The following is a 23021-nucleotide window of genomic DNA, read 5'->3' on the forward strand; positions in this document are numbered from 1 at the left end:
AATTTTTACGTTGTAAAAAAGGCGCTTTAAGCGCCTTTTTTGTATCCATGATTTAATCATTCATCAATTAAATCAGGATCTATACCTAAAGCTCGCATCATTTTCTGTGCTTGTAATGGAATGCCATCATCATGATCTTTCTGTAAATCTTCATCACAAGGCAATGGCTGACCAGTATAAGCGTGTAGAAAAGCTTCACATAAAAGTTCACTATTCGTTGCATGACGTAAATTATTGACTTGTCGTCTAGTTCGCTCATCAGTTAATATCTTTAATACTTTTAACGGAATTGAGACTGTAATTTTTTTTACTTGTTCGCTTTTTTTACCATGCTCAGCATAAGGGCTAATATAATCGCCGTTCCATTCCATCATTTATTCACCAAATCAATCACATCACAAATAATGTGGATAATTTTAGCGTTTTTTTTGCTTAGCTGCAATCTATACACCAAGATAGTTAGACGTCTAGACATGTTGACGTCTTTTGTTATTGTGTTATTCTTATACAACTAAATCTAAAAATAAATAAAGTGGTTTGTAGGAAGGTTATTATGGCTCGTAAATCTAAAAATCTTAGCCAAGATACTATTGCTGTTCGTGGTGGATTAAATACAGATGACCAATTTGGTAGCGTAGTTCCTGTTATTACGCCATCAACATGTTATCGATATGAAGAGTTTGCCACCCCAAGGAAATTTGATTATGGTCGAAAATCTAATCCAAGTAGACGATTAGTTGAGGAAACGGTAGCAGAGTTAGAAGGCGGTGCCGATGCCATTTTAACCAATTGCGGTATGTCAGCAATACATCTAGTCAGTGTAGCCTTACTTGGCCCAAATGATGTCGTGGTTGCACCTCATGATTGTTATGGTGGTAGTTATCGATTATTTAATAGTTTGAGCCAAAAAGGGTATTTTAAAACCAAATTTGTAGACCAATCCGATCCTGTTGCTTTAAAAGAAGCGCTGAATTTAAAACCTAAATTAGTATTGATTGAATCGCCAAGTAATCCATTATTAAGAGTCGTTGATATTACTGATATTGCACGTCAGTCGCATGAGGTTGGAGCGTTAGTTCTGGTTGATAATACCTTTATGACACCAATTTTACAAAAACCACTGGAATTAGGGGCTGATATTGTTAGTCACTCTTGTACTAAATTTTTAAATGGCCACTCAGATCTATTAGCCGGAATATTAGTATTTAAAGATCAACAATTAGCTACAGATGTATTGTGGTGGGCAAATAATATCGGAACATCAACTTCATCATTTGATAGTTATTTATTATTGCGCGGTTTAAGAACTCTTACTGCAAGAGTTAGATTACAACAAGAAAATGCAGAAAAAGTCGTCGAATTTTTAGTTAATCATCCTAAAATTGCTAAAGTTTTTCATCCTTCGTTACCAACAAATTTAGGTCATGACATTGCCAAAAAACAACAAAAAGGCTTCGGTTCACTGTTGAGTTTTGAATTAGCTTGCGCTGCCGATGATATGCCTAAATTCCTAGATGCGTTGAATATTTTTACCTTAGCGCAATCACTTGGTGGCGTAGAAAGTTTAATATGTCATCCAGCTACAATGACCCATTCAGGAATTAGTGCTGAAGCACGCAAAACAGCGGGTATATCCGATCAATTATTACGTATTTCTGTGGGGCTCGAGGATATCAATGATCTGATTGGTGATTTAGAGCAAGCGTTAGCAAATATTTAACCGTCATCAATTTATCAATAGAGTTGGAAAATAGCTTATTTTTCGACTCTATTAATATAGATAGCTAAATATTTAAGCTCGATTAATTATTTCGATAATCATTGACTTTATTGGCAATGGCGCTGAGGATCTCGTTAATGGAATGCCGTTTACTTCGACCACAAATTTTAGCATTATCATGGCAAACTAAACATTGTCGAGAATGATGCTCGAATTTAGACCGAGAAATACTTTTTTGTGTAACAGGGTCAATGACATCTATATCCCATAATCGTCCTAAAAAATGCCTCTCCTCAATTTTTATACACAGTTGTTTAAGCATATCAACGTTATAATCAATTGATAATAATGCTTCATCACCAGTTATGCTTTCATAAAGTTTTTCATGGATAATAGAAATATTATGTTGGTTTAACATCTGATGAATAGCTTTTACAGCTTCATTAAATAAGAATACAGTGCCACTACTTTTCTTGATTGGTCCAGGTATTACTAAACTTAATGATATTAGCGGATAAGGGTATTGCTCAAAAACTTGTTGCTGATTGTTTACGCGATTTTCTTTAGCCATTAACATTTGCTCAAGCGTTATGTTAATGCCATCGTCAAATCTTAATGTTGGATTATTCATAATGATGTTGAGTAATAGCATAACTAAGAATTTTGTTATGCTATTACTATTACAAAGTTAATTAGTCTTTGACTTGACGAACAACATCAATAATTGAGCCGTCACGGAAGTGAACAATCCCAACAATTTTATCGTTAAATTCAATTGGTTTTGGTTCACCTGTTAATGCAATAGCACGTTGATAAAGTTCTTCAATAGTCATTACTGGTAAATTAGCCGCTTTTAATCGTTCGGCGATTTCAGGACGAGCAGGATTTACCGCTATACCATGGTCAGTGACTAACACATCTACACTTTCACCTGGTGTAACAATAGTGGTTACTTTTCTAATTACCGTTGGAATTCGGCTACGAATTAGTGGCGCAACGATAATAGTTAGATTTGCTCCAGCGGCTGTATCACAGTGACCACCGGATGCACCACGCATAACACCATCAGATCCTGTTAGTACATTAATGTTGAAATCTAAATCTACTTCGAGTGCACTGAGAATGACAATATCTAATTCATCAACACTCGCACCTTTTGAGGCTGGATTAGCGTAAACGTTGGTTGAAACTTCAATATGATCTTTATTCTTACCTAAAGATTGTCCCGCAGCTCCATCAAAACTTTGTGTATCAAGTAAACGTTTTACTAAGCCTTTCTCATGAAGATCGACGATACTTGCTGTAATACCACCTAGAGCAAATGATGCTGTGATATTTTTCGCTCGCATTCGATTTTCTAGAAAGCGTGTCGCTGCAGTTGATGATGCGCCAGAACCAGTCTGAATTGAGAATCCATCTTTAAAATAACCTGCATTTTCGATAACATCAGCGGCATAGCGGGCAATCATTAATTCTCTAGGGTTACTGGTGATACGTGCTGCACCAACGCTAATTTTAGTTGGGTCACCAACTTCGTCAACTTTAACAATATAGTCAACTTGATCTTGGCGGATACTTGCTGGATGGTTAGGATAACCAACAATATCTTCAGTAAGTAAAACCACTTTCTTAGCAAATTGAGCATCAACCATAGCATAACCAAGGGCGCCACATTGTGATTTACCTGATACGCCATTAGCATTACCTTGTTCGTCAGCAGTTGATACAGCTAAGAATGCGATATCAATATTGATTTCTCCGCTTTGGATTAATTTGACTCGACCACCGTGAGAATGGATATGTACCGGATTTTCCATCAGGCCGTGTGAAATCGCATCAGCTAATTTTCCTCGTAATCCTGAGGTATAGATTTTAGTAATTACACCAGACTCAATGTGAGGAATCAATGCTGCGTTACAGCTTAATAATGAGCTTGAAGCTAATGTAAGGTTCTTAATACCTAATTTACTAATGGTTTCAACAACTTTGTTGATAACTTTATCGCCTTCACGAAATGCGTGGTGAAAAGAGATAGTCATTCCATCACGAAGTTCACACTTCTCTATTGCTTGCTCTATTGACTCACACAATTTACGGGTATACTTAGACTCATCTTTTAGATAAGGTGTGGTTGCATTAGCATCAATAAATGGTGTGATATTTTTAAGATCAGGATGCTGTTTTAATAAATCAGCAATTTTTTGGTTTATAGAAGTTGTCATGTTTCAATCCTATCAAATTTCTTTACGTACACCGGAGTATTTAGCTAGTTCAATGATTTTTTGCGCACGAGCAATAATTGGTGCATCAATCATTTTGCCATTCAAAGAAACAACTCCAAGCCCTTTTCTTTCACCTTCTTCAGCGGCTTCAACGACTTTTTTAGCATTTTCTACTTCACTAGCAGTAGGTGCATAAGCATTATGTAATAGCTCAATTTGTCGTGGATTAATCAATGATTTACCGTTGTATCCTAATTTTTTAATTAGGCTGACTTCTTTTAAAAAGCCTTCATCATCATTAACATTCGAATAAACAACATCAAATGCATCAATACCGGCTACGCGAGCAGCATGTAAAACAGCACAGCGTGCATAAAATAGTTCAGTACCATCCCCGCGTTCTGTTTGCATATCGACTAGATAATCAAATGCCGCAAGAGCGATACCAATTAAACGAGGCGATGATTTGGCAATGGATACGGCATTAACTACTGCTTGAGCTGATTCAATAGCAGCCATTAATTTAGTGCTACCCACTTCTCGGCCACACTCTTTTTCAATTCGTTCAACATGCGCTTCAAGTTCATGAATATCTTCAGCACTATTGGTCATTGGTAAGCGAACAACATCAACACCAGCTCGCACAACGGCTTCTAAGTCTTTAAGACCAAATGGTGTATTTAATGCATTAATTCGAACTACAGTTTCAATACCATGTTCTTTATAAACAGGTAATTTTAATGTTTGCGCGACGAGTAGACGAGCTGAATCTTTTTCTTTGATAGATACAGCATCTTCAAGATCAAACATAATTGAGTCTGGTTTATAGACAAAAGATGTAGATAACATTGCTGCATTTGCACCTGGAAGAAACAGCATACTTCGACGTAATTTTTTCATAGTAATTTACTCCAATCTAATTCAGTTTCTTCTGCACCACGTAACACAGCACATTGTACCCGTGCTTTTATTGCACAATCTAAAGCTCCTTTATCGTCAATAATGATTAAACCATCAGTTAAGTTAAGTTCATTTAACGTGTTATTAACCACTGCGCGAATTTGATCGCCAAATTGTTTATTTACATCACTATTAATAACAATTTCGATGCCAGTATTTGGCATGACTTTAACTAACAAATCGCTGGATTCGAGAGTTCCTGCCATGGCTTCTTTTTGTATTTTCATGTTTTTACCTTTTGAAAAGAATTAAATATTTAATTTATCCAAATTAGCTGAAATATAATTCCAAGTTGTTGAAGGAACTAATTTCTTAATCTGTTCATAATTTTTTAATGCCAGTGAGTTTCGCACTAATGATGCTGATATTATGTTTGATTCTTCGAGTTTTCGAGCAACCTCAATGACAGTAATCTTGGATGCCAAACTAACTTTGTCATCTTCTAACCAATATTTCATCGCTTGGTTATAAGCATTAGTTACTTCACTATGTGGCTCAGTACCAACAAAACGGTGAGTTATATTTAATGCTGGAGCAATATAGTTACGGAAGATTAACAGATCGATTCCCATATAAGCATAGTCAATTTTGCTTTTATCTTTTAAAAAATAAGTAGGGAAGGTTGCTTTAGAAATAATGTATGTCGAACTGGCATGAACCGTAACATTTTTGATATGTTTTGTGCCATCTTTTACTAACTGTAAACGTACCTGAAACGGAAACATTGATACATCTTCATTAACCACAAATACATGTACCCAATCACATTGATTGGCTGCAAATTCAATAAGATATTGATGACCTTTAGTAAAAGGATTGGCATTCATCACTATACTGCCAATTTTGTTACCAGCCTTTAGGTGTTGCGATAATTGTTTACAATATTGTTTAATCCCAATCGGTGTGTTTTCCATCAATACGACTAAATCAGAAATTTCAACAATAGGATAAAAACCGCATGCTTTGAAAAAAGCGATATTTTCAGGTTTGGTATATAAAAATAGATGAAAATAGCCGTTATCATTGGCATATTTCATCGTATAGTCGATTAAAGTTAGATTTAGTTGGTTACCGCGATAATCAGGAGCAATGGCTACACACTTGATAATATTGTGATCAAGACCGGCACAAGCGATACAATTATTATTCAGTTTTGCAACAATGAAAGTTGTGACTTGTGGATCTAAATCGAGGTCAGATTGCAATAGTAATTGCTTAATTGCTTGATAATCTTGTTCAGATTTAGATATATCAACAACACTGTAATCAACTAAATCGTACATATAACTACCTTTTTTCTTCAACAATAAAGTTAGTTAGACGACCAATATTGGTAATTTCAACTTCAATGGTATCACCATCGTGCATAAATATTGGTGGATTTCGTTTTTTTCCAACCCCACCTGGTGAGCCAGTAAGAATAACATCACCCGGTGATAATTTAGTAAATGTACTAATATACGAGATTAAATCAGGTACAGTATGTACTAAATTCTTGATGCTATCATGTTGCATCTCTTTTCCATTCAGATAAGTTGCTATTGATAGCGCTTTAGGATCGGGTATTTCATCTGTAGTTGTTAAACATGGTCCAAAAGCCCCAGTATTTGGCCAATTTTTACCAGCTGTGTACCAAGTATATTGCCAGTCACGAATCGAACCATCCATATAACAGCTATAGCCTGCGACATAAGATAAGGCTTCTTCTGATTTTATGCGGAAGGCCTCTTTACCAATAACAATTGCTAATTCGCCTTCATAATCGAGTTCATCGCTGATAGTTGGTTTAATGATATTTGTCTTATGTCCTGTTTGAGAATCAGGAAAACGAACAAATAAAGTTGGGGCAGAACTAGTTTCATTAAATTCTGCTCGTTTTTCCGCATAATTCATTCCTACACACAAAATTTTGTTTGGATTTGGAATTACCGGTAAATAAATTATTGCTTGTTCATCGATATCACTAGGTGAGTCTAAATAGTTTTTTGCGTTAGCTAATCCATCTTTATCAGAAAGAAGGGATTTTAGATCTTGATATTTATCGCCTAGTTTTTGGCCTAAATCTACGATGCCATGATCAGTATATAAACCAAAACTTGGTCGACCAGAAACAAGGTAACTGACAAGCTTCATGAATACTCCTTAAAAGCTGTTTATTGAAACTACAAAATAAAATAGAACAACCCTAGTAATAACTAAGGTTGCTCTTAAAAAAAACTATACTAAAAAATTGCCTAGAATGAGTAAGGATACTGATACGTTAATTGCACCACCAATACGAGTGGCAATTTGGGCAAACGGCATCAACTCCATACGTTCTGCTGCAGTTAGGATTGCAACATCACCTGTTCCTCCTTGCCCACTTTGACAGCAAGAAATAACCGCCGCATCAACTGGGTACATACCTAGTTTTTTAGCAACAAAGAAACCCGTTGTGACTAAACTCACTACTGTACAAACAATAACTATTAGGTTGATTACGGTGAAAGCTGCAACGATTTTATCCCACGGTGTGATTGCCACGCCCACAGCGAATAAAATAGGATAGGTTACAGATGTTTGGAAGAACTTGTAAACTACTTGCGAACCACTTAGTACTTTTGGTGAAACACCTGATACTAGTTTAACAAATACTGCAGCAAATAGCATCCCTACTGGTGCTGGAATACCGGTTACTTTGTGGCCAATCATACCGACCATATAGAGGATAGCGGCTAACAATACACCAGATGCAAAAGTTGTCACATCAATAACCGATTCTGTTTTAGCCGTTTTATTGATAATTTGGTCATCTTCTGATGCTGGTAACAAGCGACCGTTACCAGTTAAATGAGGATAAGCTTTACCAATACGGTTAAGGATACCACCACAAATAATACCGGTTAAACCACCTAACATAACAATTGGTAATACTCGACCTAGTGCTTCACCTTGTTCCATACCTAAAATAGAGGCATAGCCGATTGATAATGGAATTGCGCCTTCACCAACACCGCCAGCCATGATCGGTAATACTAAGAAGAAGAATGTTTCAAATGGTGATAAGCCTAATAAATAACCCACACCAACACCAACTAGCATACCAACAATTTCACCACATACCATTGGTCCGAAGATTTTTAAGAAACCTTGAATAAGCGTTTTCTTATCCATATTCATAATACTACCAACGATGATACAGCAGATATAAAGATATAAAATGTGAGTATCTTTATAGAATTTGGTTGTTGCTTGTACCACAGGAGTAGGCAGAATGCCATAATAGACTAGAGCTGATGGAATAAAGGTTGCACAAATTGCTGCTGCCCCCATTTTTCCAACAATCGGTAAACGTTTACCTATTTCACCACATAGGAAACCAAAGAAAGCACATGTTACTACCATAACAACTATTTCGCTTGGTAATTTACCTGTTACTAATACTTCAGCAAAGATAAGAATACCTGCGATAATAAATAATGGTAAAGGAATTACACCGATTTTATAATCATCCATAAGTTTCCACCATCCGTATGGCCAAAACTTTTTAGTCTGATCTTCGTGTTTTATCTCATGTTTTTCGACGGTATTGTGCGTTTTTTCAACTGAATTGAAATCCACCATATTTTTTTTATCTCCAAAATAAATTTGCTTTGTTTTAATGGCGCATATGGTGACAAAATATTAATATCAATTTTGTGATATAAATCATAAATTAAGTGTGGTTTTTATGGTTTTAAAGGCTCTAAGTTTTTTTATGCTGTGTTACACTCCTCAGCAGATACAGCAATTATTTATTAAGTATAAAAATGCGAAAACGAATACATCTGTCATTTACGACAAAATTATTTTTATCTCTTTTAATCTTTTCATTGGTGGTTTTAGCATTGCTGCAAAGCTACATATGGAATGTGACAGAAAATGCCTTATATCGTAGTTTAGGCGAAAAAGCTCAAATTCAGGCGAAAGAGTTAGCTGTGATTCCTAGCTTAATCAAATATGTAGAAGATAAAGATACTGAACAAATCGCAAAACTTGTTTCAGATATTTTTGAACAAAGCGATGCGAGTTATATTGTTATAGGTGATGCTAAAGCTTATCGGTTATTTCATACGGCTAATAATTCAATATATTTACCCATGGTTGGTGATGACAATCAGGAGGTGTTAAGTGGTATTAGTAGCACCACAATAAGTCAAGGATCTTTAGGTTTAGCCCTAAGAGGTAAAGCGCCGATTATTAGCAATGGCAAAGTAATTGGTATTGTTTCGGTTGGTTATATGGTAGATGATATTTATGCGTCACATATAAAACAATTTATTCCATTCATTATTTTTTGTTCATTTTTATTCTTTGCTCTGTTTATATTTTCTTTATGCTTTGCTAGAGCTATCAAAAAACAGATGTTTAATTTAGAACCTCAAGCAATTGCACTATTGGTAAAAAGCCAGAAATCAATAATGGAATCAATCTTTGAAGGTATTATTGCGATTGATCTTGATTACAAAATTATTAATATCAACCAATCAGCAAGGCGCATGCTAAATATTGATATTGATGATAATAGTTTACTTAATCATGATTTATCTAACTTTATTAAATCAACTGATTTTCTTTATGGTAGTACCAATCAGACCAAAGATGTGCATGACCATATTTGCTATTTCAATAATATTATTGTTATTGCTAATCGTATTCGCGTGATTGTTGATGATGAAATTCATGGATGGGTGATAACCTTCCGAAATTATGATGATATTAATTTATTAAGTATGCAATTAACCCAAGTTACGCAATATGTGGATAATTTGCGTGCGCTAAGACATGAACATCTTAATTGGATGGCAACGTTATCCGGTTTAATTTATATGAAACGATATGAAGAAGCGGAATCATTTATTGCGTTACATTCTGCTGATAATCAACAAAATCTAGATTTCATTACCAGTCATTTTCAGGTTCCAGCTATTTGCGGTTTATTAATCGGTAAATATTCTAAGTCACATGAAATTGGCTTAAAATTGTTCTTTGATCCTGCCTGCCATTTGGAGGCATTGCCTTCCAAGATAACTGAAGCCGAGTTTATGTCGATATTAGGTAATCTGCTGGATAATGCCTTTAATGCCTGTTTAAAAAATAATCAAGGTGATAAATCTATCTATTTATATTTAAGTGATAGAACCGATGAAATTGTTTTAGAAGTCAGTGATCAGGGTTGTGGTATAGATGATAAAATCCGCAATTCAATTTTCCAACCGGGGGTAACCTCACAAAATTCGAACGAACATGGTATAGGTTTACATTTAGTTTCAACATATGTGAAAAAAGCTAACGGCTACATCACATTTGAAGATAATGAACCTTATGGAACGATTTTTTCTGTTTTTATACCTAAGTAGTTAACAGAGGTGAATAAAGTATGTATGAAATAAAAGAAGATACAATTAAAGTTCTTATTGTTGAAGATGAACCCATTTTAGCTGAATTAAATGCTGAATTTATTCAACGAGACACCAAAGTAGAAGTTATTGGTATCGCTGCAACTTTGGAAGAAGCGAAAGTGATGGTTGAAAAATTAAAACCAACATTAATTTTATTAGATAATTACCTCCCTGATGGAAAAGGAATTGAATTATTTGAATATATTATTAATAATAATTTAGATTGTTATGTTATTTTTATCACTGCTGCGAGTGATATGGATACCTGTAGTAAAGCGATACGTTTTGGCGCTTTTGATTATTTAATCAAGCCGGTATCTTATCAGCGCTTAAAACATTCACTTGAACGTTTTGAACTGTTTTTATATCGTCAAAGTTTGCAAAAACATGTGAATCAAAGACGTATTGATGAACTTTTTAATCTACAAACTAAAGACTTTGTTGATATTAATCGCCACTCCAAAGGTATTGAAGAAATTACCTTACAAAAAGTTAAAGATCTATTTATGCAAACCAATGAACCGCAAACAGTAGATCAAATTGTCGAAAAAGCTAATATTAGTAAAACCACCGCTAGACGATATTTAGAATATTGTGTGCAAACTAAATTATTAACGGTTGAGCTTAACCATGGCAAAATAGGTCGCCCTGAAAGGCTTTATAAAAGATTAGGTAAGTAATTTTTTTCGCAAAGTTGGTTATTAATCCTACGTTATATAATTTATGATTATATAAATATGCTTATTGATTATTTTATTGCCTAAATATTTGATGCTAGATTGAATTAATCCAATTGTTGGATGATTTAAATTGCAGTATCAAATAATAGGAGTAAGCGTATGTCCGTAACAATGTAGTGATTACTCTAATTGGTTAATCAATTTAATGGTGAGATTATTTTGATTTTTGTGATGTATTATTTCTTTTTATCGGGTTAATTGGTTTTCTAAACAACATAGCGTTATTAATCTCCATCTTGATAAATAAATACACATTTTAAATTCTATTTACCCGTGTCATAGATTTAGATTTATTTAAGTTAGACTGTAAACAATTCAATAACATTTGATCATTTTGACTGATTAAATTCATAAACTATATGTTAATTTTCTATTAAGAAACGATTTATATGCATATCACTTTTATTTACGTTATCTTGCTTAAAAACGCATGTCTATTATTTGTAAAGATAATTGAATTGTTGAAAAAAATAGCTTATTTTACAGCAAATTGGTTATTGTTACTAATTAACCAAAACTAATGGAAAAATTATAATATAGTAAGAAATACTGACGACTATAATGAAGCAAATGGAAAATGCAGTTAATACATTGGTAGCTAGTCATCCCTTTAATCATTATCATTTAACGATTGACGGCCAACCTACTATCACCACTTTATCCGTTCTATCACTCTCTGGGCGGGAAGATTTAAACCAACCATGGCGTTATGAAATCAACTTTACCTACACCGATAAACAAATCGCTGTTGATGCTATTTTTCACCGATCTGATAATCTTATTTTTCAAACACCTCATATCGCTCAGCAACTCACCAAAATCAGCGCGAAGGATAATATTGAACTATACGTTCCGAGCAAAATAACCTATGGCGCACAATCATTCCCTTTTACAGACCCGATTCAAATGCAGTTTACACTTTATTCATTTAAATTTAGTGAAAACTTCAATTATTGGAGTTGGGGTAATGACAGTTATAAAGAAACAAATTGTCATGTCCTTTTATTCATTATATTAGTTAATGTAGTTTAGTTGATCCTGAATGTATTGGTGAGAATCTAGCAATACTATCCAAAAAAGCAAAACAAAATTATTAGTAATTATATAATTACATTAAGAAAGCTTGTTAGGAGACAATATGAAAAGCTTAATAAAGATATACTTACTGCCTTTTATGCTATGGATAATAACGGTTGATTATGTTTATGCAGAGGTAAAAATGAACGAACATCAAATAAAAATCATAGAACAGTTAAAAAAACAATCAATTTTACCTAATAAAATTTATTATCAATATGATTTTATGACAGCTTTTGAAAATGAAGATAGCGTTCCAATGGAACATTTATTTTCATCATTATCAGGTTTAGAAACTCACCCAGACATGTATGAATTAGCCATTCAAAGCATTGCAGAAGTAAAATTAAATAAAAATTATCAATATAATGAAGTATTACAACGCAATCGAAATATTATTGAAGTTATCTACCCTACTGATTCATTTCAATCATTAAACGATGGCGTTTATTTTTATACCTTAGATAAAAATAAACAGTTGCAAAAAAAAGATTCATTTAATGAGGTTTACAAATTACCCTGTTATTTAAGAGTCGAAAAGAAACACGGCATTGTGGTAAGTATTCAAAAAAGGCCTTTAGCGGCCATTTCTCATTATAAGTACGATTATTGGCCGAATAACAGTCTAAAATATCTTAAAATAGAAATGACTGATAATAATGACAAGATTATCTATATCTCTGAAACATTTTTTAATGATTATGGAAGAATAGAGAAAAATATTAGGAAAAATACTATAACGGGGAATCTGGCTATTGAATCCATCCAGCATCATGGGGATGTTTATTCTATTGAAGAGTATTTTAATAATAAAAATACCAAAACCAACCGTGTAATTCACTATGAGAACTCGTTCCGTGTAAAAAATGAGATATTAAATAAGAGCGGTAAAGTAATAAAAATAAATAATATAAATCCACTATTATTTGATTTTGAAAAAGATTTGGATGAGCCTTACCCTTACAATAAGCTAGTAGTGAACCTCGAAAAGAGTATTACTCAATTAGTATCATTGACAGAAAAACTGGAGAGTAAATGAAGACTTTAGTTAAAATCTGCTTAATTCCTTTTTTATTTGGGATTGTCTCTACTCAATATGTGATTGCAAAGGTAAAAATGAATGAGCAACAAGTACAAATCGTCAAGCAATTAAAAAAACAAGGAATTTTGCCTAATACAACTTATTACCAATTTGATTATTTACCCGCTTTGGATAATCAAGACAGTTTCCCTGAAAAAAGTTTATATTTATCAGTAAATGAATTAGAAACCAATCCAAATATGTACATAATGGCGACTCAGAGCATTGCACAAGTACAGTTAAATAAAAACTTCCAATATAGCCAGATAATACAACTAGATCGAAATATTATTGAAGTTATCTATCCCACTGATTCATTTCAGTCATTAGACGATGGCGTCTATTTTTATACCTTAGATGAACATAAACAATTACAAAAGAAAAACTCATTCAATGATGTTTACTTATTACCGAGTTACTTACGGATTGAAAAAAAACACGGTATTGTGGTGAGTATTCAAAAAAGATCTTTAACTTCTATTACCCATTATAAATATGATTATTGGTCTAATAACAGCTTAAAATATCTTAAATTAGAAATGTATGATAACAATAAAAAAGTTATTTATAATTCTGAGGTATTCTTTGATGAAAAAGGAAAGATGGTAAAAGCGATCAGAAAAAATATAGAAACAAAACAGTCTTCTATTGAAACTATCGTGCATCAAGAGGATATTTACTCAATAGATGAGTTCTTTGATAATGAAGGCATTAAAACTAATAGAGTTAGCCATTATGAGAACTCATTCCGTGTAAAAAATGAGGTATTAAATAAAAACGGTAAAGTAATAAAAACCAATAATTCCGAACCTGAAATATTCGATTTTGACAAAGATTTGGATGAGCCTTATCCTTACAATAAGTTAGTAATGAACGTCGAAAAAAGTAATGCATTACTGACCGATTCAATGTTTGAGCAAGGTATCAGGGATAACTCTAAGCACGATGAAGAAGCGCTTAAAAGAGCTCAGTATTTAGGTATTAAACCGAACCAAGTTTATTATCATAAACTACCTTTCCCCAATTTTATGGCTGAACGGTATAAGAATTTCCCGCATCAAGCACCTTTAACGTTACTTGAAGCCGAAAATCAATCACCTCAAGAAAAATACAGTGATTTAATAAAAGTTGAAATAGATAATAATTATCAATATAAGAAAATCGATAAAACCAAATGGCAACAAACGGCTATCTCTTTACCTTCAGCGCAACTTAAATCTCTCGAAAATGGTATTCACTTTTTTGTGATTAATGACAAAGGTCAATTAACACCGTTAAACAGTGTTGAAGAGGCAATAGCTCAACCTACTTATGTTCGAGTGGAAAAAGTCATGGGCAAAATTGTCGCAACATTACAAAAAACACGAGTGCAGTGGTTAACAACCGAGTTTGATTACAAAAAGAATTCCCCTATACGAAGTAAATTAACTGTCATTGAAAGCCATGTTGTCCCGAAATTGGTGATAGAGTCGGAATATGAAAGCGGGCAGTCTTTGCCGGTCTCACAAGTCATAAAAAATGCTCAAGGTAATATTATCCGAACGTATAAAACTGTTAAAAAGAAAAATATTATCGCTATATTAGAAAGGTTCAATGAACAAGGCGTTAAAACTAATCATATTGAGATATCCAAACAAAGGGATATCGAAAATCAATACCTTGATAATAAAGAGCATTCGCAACTTTATGATGAGTTACCATTTAATCCGGATGGATTTGAAATGATGCTATTTGAACATTTTAAAAAATAACAGTACAGATAAAACAATTTATTTGAGTTGAAGACACGATCGACAGAGTGATTATAAATCGGAAATGGTAAGTTCCTAAATAAATGAAATGGAGATAGAACAAAATTAATCAATAAACTACTAACTATTTCCCTAAAAACTAAACAATTATTGAAAAATAGCCAAGTAAAAAAAAGAACTGTATTGGAGAAAATATGCAGAAATTAGTGAAAACATTCTTACTTCTTTTTTTAGTAGGGATTGGATCAACTCAATATGTGATCGCAAAGGTAAAAATGAACGAGCAACAAGCACCAATCGTCAAGCAATTAAAACAACAAGGAATTTTACCTCAAAAGGTTTATTTTCAATATGAAGTTATACCTGCTCTAAATAATAAATATAGTTTCCCTAATGAAAATTTATATTCATTAGTATCAGATTTAGAGACTCACCCAGATATGTATAACTTAGCAATTCAGAATATTGCACAAGTAAAATTAAATGAAAATTACCAATATAGTGATGTATTACAACGTAGTCGAAATATTATCGAAGTTATCTACCCGACTGATTCATTTCAAGCATTAGACGATGGTGTTTATTTTTATATCTTAGATGAACAAAAGCAGTTACAAAAAAAAGAGTCATTTAACGAGGTTTACAAATTACCCTGTTATTTAAGAGTCGAAAAAAAACATGGTATTGTGGTAAGTATTCAAAAAAGACCTTTAGCAGCAATTTCTCATTATAAGTATGATTATTGGCCAAATAATAGCCTAAAATATCTGAAAATAGAAATGTTAGATAGTAACAATAATATTATTTATGATTCTGAGATTTTTTTTAATGATAACGGAAAAATGGTCAAAGCAATCAGGAAGAATATAAAAACTGGGCAGTATTCTATTGAAAATATTATTCATCAGGATGATATTTATTCTATCGAAGAATATTATAATAATTCAGATATAAAAACTAATCGTGTGACTAATTATGAAAACACTTCTCGCGTAAAAAATGAGGTATTAAATAAAAACGGTAAAGTAATAAAAACCAATAGCGCCGAACCTGAAATATTCGATTTTGACAAAGATTTGGATGAGCCTTATCCTTACAATAAGCTAGTAATGAACGTCGAAAAGAGTAATGCATTACTGACCGATTCAATGTTTGAGCAAGGTATCAGTGATAATGCTAAGTACGACGAAGAAGCGCTTAAAAGAGCCAAGTATTTAGGTATTAAACCAAAGCAAGTTTACTATCATAAACTACCTTTCCCGAGTTTTATGGCTGAACGCTATAAGAATTTCCCGCATCAAGCACCTTTAACGCTAATTGAAGCCGAAAATCAATCACCTCAAGAAAAATACAGTGATTTAATAAAAGTTGAAATAGATAATAATTATCAATATAAGAAAATCGATAAAACCAAATGGCAACAAACGGCTATCTCTTTACCTTCAGCGCAACTTAAATCTCTCGAAAATGGTATTCACTTTTTTGTGATTAATGACAAAGGTCAATTAACACCGTTAAACAGTGTTGAAGAGGCAATAGCTCAACCTACTTATGTTCGTGTGGAAAAAGTCATGGGCAAAATTGTCTCAAAATTACAAAAAAACCGTGTGCAATGGTTAACAACCGAGTTTGATTACAAAAAGAACTCACCTATTCGAAGTAAATTAACTGTCATTGAAAGTCATATTGTGCCGAAGTTAGTGATAGAGTCAGAATATGAAAGTGGGCAATATTTACCTGTCTCACAAGTCATAAAAAATGCTCAAGGTAATATAATTCGAACGTTCAAAACGGTTAAAAAGAAAAATATTATCGCTATATTAGAAAGATTCAATGAACAAGGCGTTAAAACTAATCATATTGAGATATCCAAACAAAAAGATATTGAAAATCAATATTTTGATAATAAAGAGCATCCGCAACTTTATGATGAGTTACCATTTAATCCAGATGGATTTGAAATGATGCTATTTGAACATTTTAAAAAATAACAGTACAGATAAAACAATTTATTTGAGTTGAAGACACGATCGGCAGAGCGATTATAAATCGGAAATGGTAAGTTCCCAAATAAAAGAAATAGAGATAGAACAAAATTAATCAATAAACTACTAACTATTTCCCTAAAAACTAAACAATTATTGAAAAATAGCCAAGTAAAAAAACTGTATTGGAGAAAATATGCAGAAATTAGTGAAAACATTCTTACTTCTTTTTTTAGTAGGGATTGGATCAACTCAATATGTGATTGCAAAGGTAAAAATGAACGAGCAACAAGCACCAATCGTCAAACAATTAAAAAAACAGGGAATTTTACCTAATAAAACTTATTACCAACTTGATTATTTGCCCGCTTTGGATAATGAAGATCGAATCCCTAATAAAACTTTATATCCATCATTATCTCATTTAGAAACCATCCCAGAGATGTATATAATGGCAATGCAGAGCATTGCACAAGTACAGTTAAATGAAAATTATCAATATAGCAAAGTATTGCGACTTAATCGAAATATTATCGAAGTTATCTACCCGACTGATTCATTTCAATCATTAGACGATGGCGTTTATTTTTATACCTTAGATGAAAATAAACAGTTACAACCAAAAGGGTCATTTAACAAGGTCTACAAATTACCTTGTTATTTAAGAGTCGAAAAAAAACACGGCATTGTGGTCAGTATTCAAAAAAGAGGCTTAGCATCCATCAGCCGTTATATTTATGATTATTGGCATAATACTAATCTGAAATATCTTAAAATAGAAAAATACGATACTAAAAATAATATTATTTATGATTCAGAGGTGTTTTTTGATGATAAAGGAGAGATGGTAAAAGCGATCAGGAAAAATACAAAAACCGGGCTATACTCTATCGAAAATATTATTCATCAAGGAGAGATCTACTCAATTAATGAATTCTTTGATAATGAAGGCAATATAACTAATCGTGTGACTAATTATGAGAACACTTCTCGCGTAAAAAATGAGGTATTAAATAAAAACGGTAAAGTAATAAAAACCAATAACGCCGAACCAGAAATATTCGATTTTGACAAAGATTTGGATGAATCTTACCCATATAATAAGCTAGTAATGAATGTCGAAAAGAGTAATGCATTACTGACTGATTCAATGTTTGAGCAAGGTATCCGTGATAATCCTAAGTACGATGAAGAAGCGCTTAAAAGAGTTCAGTATTTAGGTATTAAACCAAAGCAAGTTTACTATCATAAACTACCTTTCCCGAGTTTTATGGCTGGACGCTATAAGAACTATCCTCATCAAGCACCTTTAACGCTAATTGAAGCCGAAAATCAATCACCTCAAGAAAAATACAGTGATTTAATAAAAGTTGAAATAGATAATAATTATCAATATAAGAAAATTGATAAAACCAAATGGCAACAAGCAGCTATCTTTTTACCTTCAGCGCAACTTAAATCTCTTGAAAATGGTATTCACTTTTTTGTGATTAATAACAAAGGTCAGTTAACACCGTTAAACGGTGCTGAAGAGGCTATAGCGCAACCTACTTATGTTCGAGTGGAAAAAGTCATGGGTAAAATTGTCTCAACATTACAAAAAAACCGTGTGCAATGGTTAACAACCGAGTTTGATTACAAAAAGAATTCCCCTATTCGAAGTAAACTAACTGTTATTGAAAGCCATGTTGTCCCAAAATTGGTGATAGAGTCGGAATATGAAAGTGGGCAATATTTACCTGTCTCACAAGTCATAAAAAATGCTCAAGGTAATATTATCCGAACGTATAAAACTGTTAAAAAGAAAAATATTATCGCTATTTTAGAAAGATTCGATGAACAAGGCGTTAAAACTAACCATATTGAGATATCAAAACAAAGGGATATAGAAAATCAATACTTTGATAATAAAAAGCATGTGCGGTTTACAACAAGTGATATTCAAGATAAAGAGCATCCGCAACTTTATGATGAGTTACCATTTAATCCGGATGGATTTGAAATGATGCTATTTGAACATTTTAAAAAATAACAGTTCAGACTAGATAACATAATATAACAATAAGTGATGATAGATCTTAGTATTATCGTAACTATAAACTAATGAGTCATAGTTCAATTGAGCAATACATTGAGTATCCTCCCCCTACTTTGGTTACTCAATTAGCATCATTGACAAGAAAGTTGGAGACTATATGAAGACTTTAGTTAAAATCTGCTTACTTCCTTTTTTATTTGGGATATGCTCAATTCAATATGTGATCGCTAAGGTAAATATGAACGACCAACAAGTACAAATCAAGCTGTATCATAAGGCTGGTGCGCCAGAACTCTATCCAGAACATTTACGTACTGAAATTGATCAATTGAATGATGTGATATTTTATGAAGTCAGCAACGGCGTATAAAGAAGGCTTTGCCCGATCGTAACAAGCCTATGAATATGCTTACCATCTTTTTTTAATCAATTAGATAAATTGGAACAACGCTTAAGTTGTAACTATCCCCTTAAAATATTACATAAAAAAGTAGAAAATTCTCTATAGTATTTTTAAGGAGAATTTCAACATGAAAAATTATCTGAGCATCAAATTGTCTCCATATTAAAAAAAGCTGAAGCAGCTACCCCTGTCAAACAGCTTTGTCGTCTTTATGTTATATTAATTATTCTTCAATGCCATTGTCTTTGATGACTTGCTGATACCAATAAAAACTATCTTTTTTAATTCGATTAAGGGTTTTTAGGGCATGATCATCTCGATCGACATAGACAAAGCCATATCGCTTTTTAAAACCTTGATGTGAGCTTAATAAATCAATGGCTGACCATGGACAGTATCCAAATAGTTCAACACCATCTTCAATGGCATCATGGCAAGCTAAGATGTGCGATTTTATATAATCAATGCGATAGTCGTCATGTACTTTATTGTCAGCGGTTAACGTATCTGGTGTGCCTAAACCATTTTCAGTAATAATTAACGGTAAACGATATTGGCGATAATATTCATTTAGTACAAGACGTAATCCCATAGGATCAATTTGCGCACCATAAGTTGAGGCAACTAAATTTGGATTCTTCTCGATCTTGAAATAACCATAAAGATCAAAATCGATATCTTTTTCTTTGGTACCAAATGGATGGTTTTCATCTTCGGGTAGGTAACTAGCCACTAAAGTCCGATAGTAATTTACAGCAATAAAATCGGGCTTTGCTTGCTTTAAAATTTGAGCATCTTCTACTTGAGTAATAGGATAGATACCACAACGATTTAAGTAATTTTTATAATACCCAGGATAGTCACCAAAACAGTACATTTCAAGTGCGTAATTGGTTTTGAAATTGTCATTCATTTTCGCAGCCCATACATCCATGGGTTTGTTACTTGCAGGATAAGTCATCGTAGATGAAACCGCAGGCCCAACTTTACTGTCAGAAATTAATTCATGGCAATCATTGGTCGCCATCGCATGAGCAACAAACATATGATAATCCATCTGTGCCCTTACTTTTTCAACATCATGCGGAGCAACTTTATACATATTCATTCTCTCATTGACACGGATCATCAGATTTTGTTCATTATTAATCTGCCAATGTTTCACTCGATCTCCGAATGCTTGATAACATATTTGCGCATAACGTCTAAATGCATCAACACAACGACGATCTTGCCAACCATTATATTTATCAACTAAGGCGAATGGTAAATCAAAATGATAAAGAGTAATAAACGGAATGATATCGTTCTTAATTAATTCATTGATGACTTTATTGTAGAAATCAATGCCTGCTTGATTTATTTCACCATCACCATCGGGAATAATACGCGCCCATGATATAGAAAAGCGATAAGTTTTTAGTCCTAACTCTTTAAATAACGCAATATCACTTTCAACATGATGATAAAAATCACTGGCGACTTTACTGTCGGCTTGTATAGCAGAGCGTTGAAATGAATTATAATCGGCAACAGTCATTCCTTTGCCATCTGCATCCCATCCACCTTCAATTTGAAATGCTGAAGATGATGCACCCCACCAAAAATCCTTAGCAAAAGCTTTCATAACTAAACCTCTAAACTTGAATAAATAATAAATCGTCTTTTTCACTAACCTGAGCTTGTTGGCAATATTCTATATGTTTATATTGATCGGAATTAACCAAAATAATTGAGGTGGTTAAATCAAATTGTTGTTTTATTTTATCAATATCAAATGAAACTAATTTGGTTCCTTTAGTAATATGTTGACCAGCGTGAACATAAGACTGGAAGTATTTACCTTGTAAATTAACTGTATCAATACCGATATGAATTAGTAGTTCAATGCCATTATCTAATTTTAGCCCCATTGCATGTAAAGTAGGGTAGAGTGCCGTAACGGTACAATCTTCAGGGGCAACGATTTCACCAACTTTAGGATAAACTGCGATTCCTTTTCCCATTGCACCTGAGGCGAATGCTTCATCTTTGACTTGCTCTAAAGCAATCACCTCACCAGCAACCGGTGACACAATAGCGGTATCCGATGTTAATTGTGTATTGGACGTTGTTTGAACTGTTTTTGACGCTTCCTCATTTGGTATATCATTAAATCCAACAATTATCGTCATAATGCATGAACCAAAAAAAGCAAAACCTATGCCAATTAAATAACATAAGAAAGCTTTTGTACCTGCTTCGGCGTACACCGGTATTGTTAATACTCCTTGGTTAGCAAATGCGTTACCATAGGAGCCTCCCCAACCCATTAATCCCCCTGCGATTGCGCCACAAATGACGGCGCAGATCATCGGTCTTTTTAATCTTAAATTGGCACCATAAATTGCTGGCTCAGTAATGCCAAACAGGGCAGTAACCGTTGCCGATGCCGCGACTGTTTTAAGATTTTTATTTTTAGTTTTGAAAAATACGCCAAACGCTGCACCAGCTTGGGCAAAATTAGCCGCACCAGCAAATGCCAAAAGATTTTGTCTGCCTGTTTGCGCTACATCATTGATGCCAATTGGCACAATTGCGCGGTGAGCACCAAATATAACTAAAATACACCATACACCACCAATAAAAGCACCTAATAAGATAGGACTGACCCCCATGATGAAGTAATAGACCCAGTTTATAAATTCGCCGATATAGATACCAATTGGGCCAAAAATAAGTAGTGTAGCCGGGATCATGATGAGTAATGAAAAAGTAGGCACCATAATAATTTTTAAGACTTCTGGAATAATATTTTCTAGAAATCTTTGTACATAACTTAAAATAAACACCGCTAATATAATTGGAATAACACTTGACGTGTAACTGGCTTTGGTGAGTTCGATGGCAAACAGTGTTACTGCGGTTTTACTAGCCATTAAGTTGACGATTGATGGATAGCATAATGTTGCACCAATAATCATGGAGATAAATTCATGTGCTTTAAATACTTTAGCAGCGGTATAACCGAGTATTATTGGCATGAAGTAAAAAACTGCATCCGATGCGGCATGTAAAATCGTATAGGTGTTATAGGTTTTGATATCAGTTTGATAGTAATAATTACCTATCATAACGGCTATAGCTAAAATTCCCTTTAACATACCTGAAGCGGCAATAGCCGGGATTATTGGTGTAAAAATAGCGGCGAAGGCATTTAAAATTTTTACCCCTAAAGATACTTTGGGTTCTGTTAGTTTGTTTTGCGTAAGCTTTCCAATTAAAGGCAGTAATTGATCATAAATTTTGGTGACTTTGTTGCCTAATACGACTTGGTATTGCCCACTACTTTCAACGACCGAAATCACTCCTTCTGTCTGTAATAATTTTTCGCGATCAGCCTGTTTATTGTCATTTAATTGAAATCGTAAGCGAGTAAAGCAGTGTGTTAAACTAACAACATTCTCTTTACCGCCGACTAATTCAAGTATTTGCCGTGCAATTTTTTGATAGTCCATTATTTTCTCCATTACTTAAAGAATGGTTATACATTGATAAAAAAGACTAAATACACTAAAAATTATCATTATAATATCCATTATAAAGTTGTGATTAGTATGACTTTAGTGAGATTAATTTTTATCA

Annotated in this window: 18 protein-coding genes and 1 pseudogene; 9 read left to right on the top strand and 10 right to left on the bottom strand. The window is 33.4% G+C overall.

The features are described 5' to 3' along the window. Nucleotides 1-56: 56 nt before the first annotated feature. Complete coding sequence (metJ, locus tag H3T56_RS05360) at nt 57-374, bottom strand: met regulon transcriptional regulator MetJ (RefSeq protein WP_034904598.1); 318 nt, start codon at nt 372-374, stop codon at nt 57-59. Nucleotides 375-553: 179 nt separating this feature from the next. Here metJ and metB point away from each other — a divergent pair, with 179 nt between their 5' ends. Continuing rightward, nucleotides 554-1720, top strand: a complete 1167-nt coding sequence (metB, locus tag H3T56_RS05365; RefSeq protein WP_198192208.1) for a cystathionine gamma-synthase — start codon at nt 554-556, stop codon at nt 1718-1720. 82 nt (nt 1721-1802) lie between these two features. Here the strand turns inward: metB and citX are convergent, their stop codons facing one another. The 7 genes and pseudogenes from citX to H3T56_RS05400 all read right to left on the bottom strand — a co-directional run. After that, the gene (citX, locus tag H3T56_RS05370; RefSeq protein WP_198192209.1) at nt 1803-2351 is read right to left on the bottom strand and encodes a citrate lyase holo-[acyl-carrier protein] synthase; all 549 of its coding nucleotides are present in this window, start codon (nt 2349-2351) and stop codon (nt 1803-1805) included. A 61-nt stretch (nt 2352-2412) separates the two neighbouring features. Then, on the bottom strand, nt 2413-3942 hold the full coding sequence (gene citF, locus H3T56_RS05375) for a citrate lyase subunit alpha (RefSeq protein ID WP_198192210.1): 1530 nt from the start codon (nt 3940-3942) through the stop codon (nt 2413-2415). Nucleotides 3943-3954: 12 nt separating this feature from the next. Then, nucleotides 3955-4842 carry a citrate (pro-3S)-lyase subunit beta gene (citE, locus tag H3T56_RS05380; protein ID WP_065577565.1) on the bottom strand — a complete coding sequence of 296 codons (888 nt, stop codon included), beginning with the start codon at nt 4840-4842 and terminating at the stop codon, nt 3955-3957. Next, complete coding sequence (citD, locus tag H3T56_RS05385; RefSeq protein ID WP_034902004.1) at nt 4839-5129, bottom strand: citrate lyase acyl carrier protein; 291 nt, start codon at nt 5127-5129, stop codon at nt 4839-4841. The genes citE and citD overlap by 4 nt, the downstream gene beginning before the upstream one ends. Nucleotides 5130-5150: 21 nt before the next feature. Beyond that, the gene (gene citC / locus H3T56_RS05390; protein WP_198192211.1) at nt 5151-6185 is read right to left on the bottom strand and encodes a [citrate (pro-3S)-lyase] ligase; all 1035 of its coding nucleotides are present in this window, start codon (nt 6183-6185) and stop codon (nt 5151-5153) included. Between the two features lie 4 nt (nt 6186-6189). Continuing rightward, on the bottom strand, nt 6190-7035 hold the full coding sequence (locus tag H3T56_RS05395) for a fumarylacetoacetate hydrolase family protein (protein ID WP_198192212.1): 846 nt from the start codon (nt 7033-7035) through the stop codon (nt 6190-6192). An 84-nt stretch (nt 7036-7119) separates the two neighbouring features. Further along, a pseudogene (locus H3T56_RS05400) lies at nt 7120-8409 on the bottom strand (2-hydroxycarboxylate transporter family protein); the annotation flags it as partial. Between the two features lie 281 nt (nt 8410-8690). Here H3T56_RS05400 and H3T56_RS05405 point away from each other — a divergent pair. The 8 genes from H3T56_RS05405 to H3T56_RS05440 all read left to right on the top strand — a co-directional run bounded on the left by H3T56_RS05405 (nt 8691) and on the right by H3T56_RS05440 (nt 19364). Further along, entirely contained in the window at nt 8691-10280 is a 1590-nt protein-coding gene (locus H3T56_RS05405; RefSeq protein WP_086320334.1) for a sensor histidine kinase, read from the top strand. A gap of 20 nt (nt 10281-10300) precedes the next feature. Beyond that, a complete protein-coding gene (locus H3T56_RS05410; RefSeq protein WP_173795327.1) occupies nt 10301-11002 on the top strand; it encodes a response regulator in 702 nt (233 codons plus the stop codon). A gap of 630 nt (nt 11003-11632) precedes the next feature. Further along, the gene (locus tag H3T56_RS05415; protein WP_086356725.1) at nt 11633-12094 is read left to right on the top strand and encodes a hypothetical protein; all 462 of its coding nucleotides are present in this window, start codon (nt 11633-11635) and stop codon (nt 12092-12094) included. Nucleotides 12095-12200: 106 nt separating this feature from the next. Continuing rightward, nucleotides 12201-13178, top strand: a complete 978-nt coding sequence (locus tag H3T56_RS05420) for a hypothetical protein (RefSeq protein WP_065577560.1) — start codon at nt 12201-12203, stop codon at nt 13176-13178. Then, complete coding sequence (locus H3T56_RS05425; protein WP_198192213.1) at nt 13175-14971, top strand: hypothetical protein; 1797 nt, start codon at nt 13175-13177, stop codon at nt 14969-14971. Before H3T56_RS05420 ends, H3T56_RS05425 begins: the two co-directional genes overlap by 4 nt. A 194-nt stretch (nt 14972-15165) precedes the next feature. Next, nucleotides 15166-16962: a hypothetical protein gene (locus tag H3T56_RS05430; protein WP_198192214.1), complete on the top strand. Its 1797-nt coding sequence runs from the start codon at nt 15166-15168 to the stop codon at nt 16960-16962. Between the two features lie 190 nt (nt 16963-17152). Next, on the top strand, nt 17153-18988 hold the full coding sequence (locus tag H3T56_RS05435; protein ID WP_198192215.1) for a hypothetical protein: 1836 nt from the start codon (nt 17153-17155) through the stop codon (nt 18986-18988). Between the two features lie 163 nt (nt 18989-19151). Further along, complete coding sequence (locus H3T56_RS05440) at nt 19152-19364, top strand: hypothetical protein (RefSeq protein WP_034904540.1); 213 nt, start codon at nt 19152-19154, stop codon at nt 19362-19364. A gap of 256 nt (nt 19365-19620) precedes the next feature. On the opposite strand, the gene H3T56_RS05445 is transcribed toward H3T56_RS05440, so the two are convergent. Together H3T56_RS05445 and H3T56_RS05450 are read right to left on the bottom strand one after the other, a co-directional pair. Then, nucleotides 19621-21024 (bottom strand): glycoside hydrolase family 1 protein, encoded by a 1404-nt coding sequence (locus H3T56_RS05445; RefSeq protein ID WP_065577556.1) that lies wholly within the window; start codon nt 21022-21024, stop codon nt 19621-19623. 10 nt (nt 21025-21034) lie between these two features. Continuing rightward, the gene (locus H3T56_RS05450; protein ID WP_086360268.1) at nt 21035-22894 is read right to left on the bottom strand and encodes a beta-glucoside-specific PTS transporter subunit IIABC; all 1860 of its coding nucleotides are present in this window, start codon (nt 22892-22894) and stop codon (nt 21035-21037) included. Between the last annotated feature and the right edge of the window lie 127 nt (nt 22895-23021).

Source organism: Gilliamella sp. W8123 (genome assembly GCF_016101085.1).
GTDB classification, from domain to species: domain Bacteria; phylum Pseudomonadota; class Gammaproteobacteria; order Enterobacterales; family Orbaceae; genus Gilliamella; species Gilliamella apis.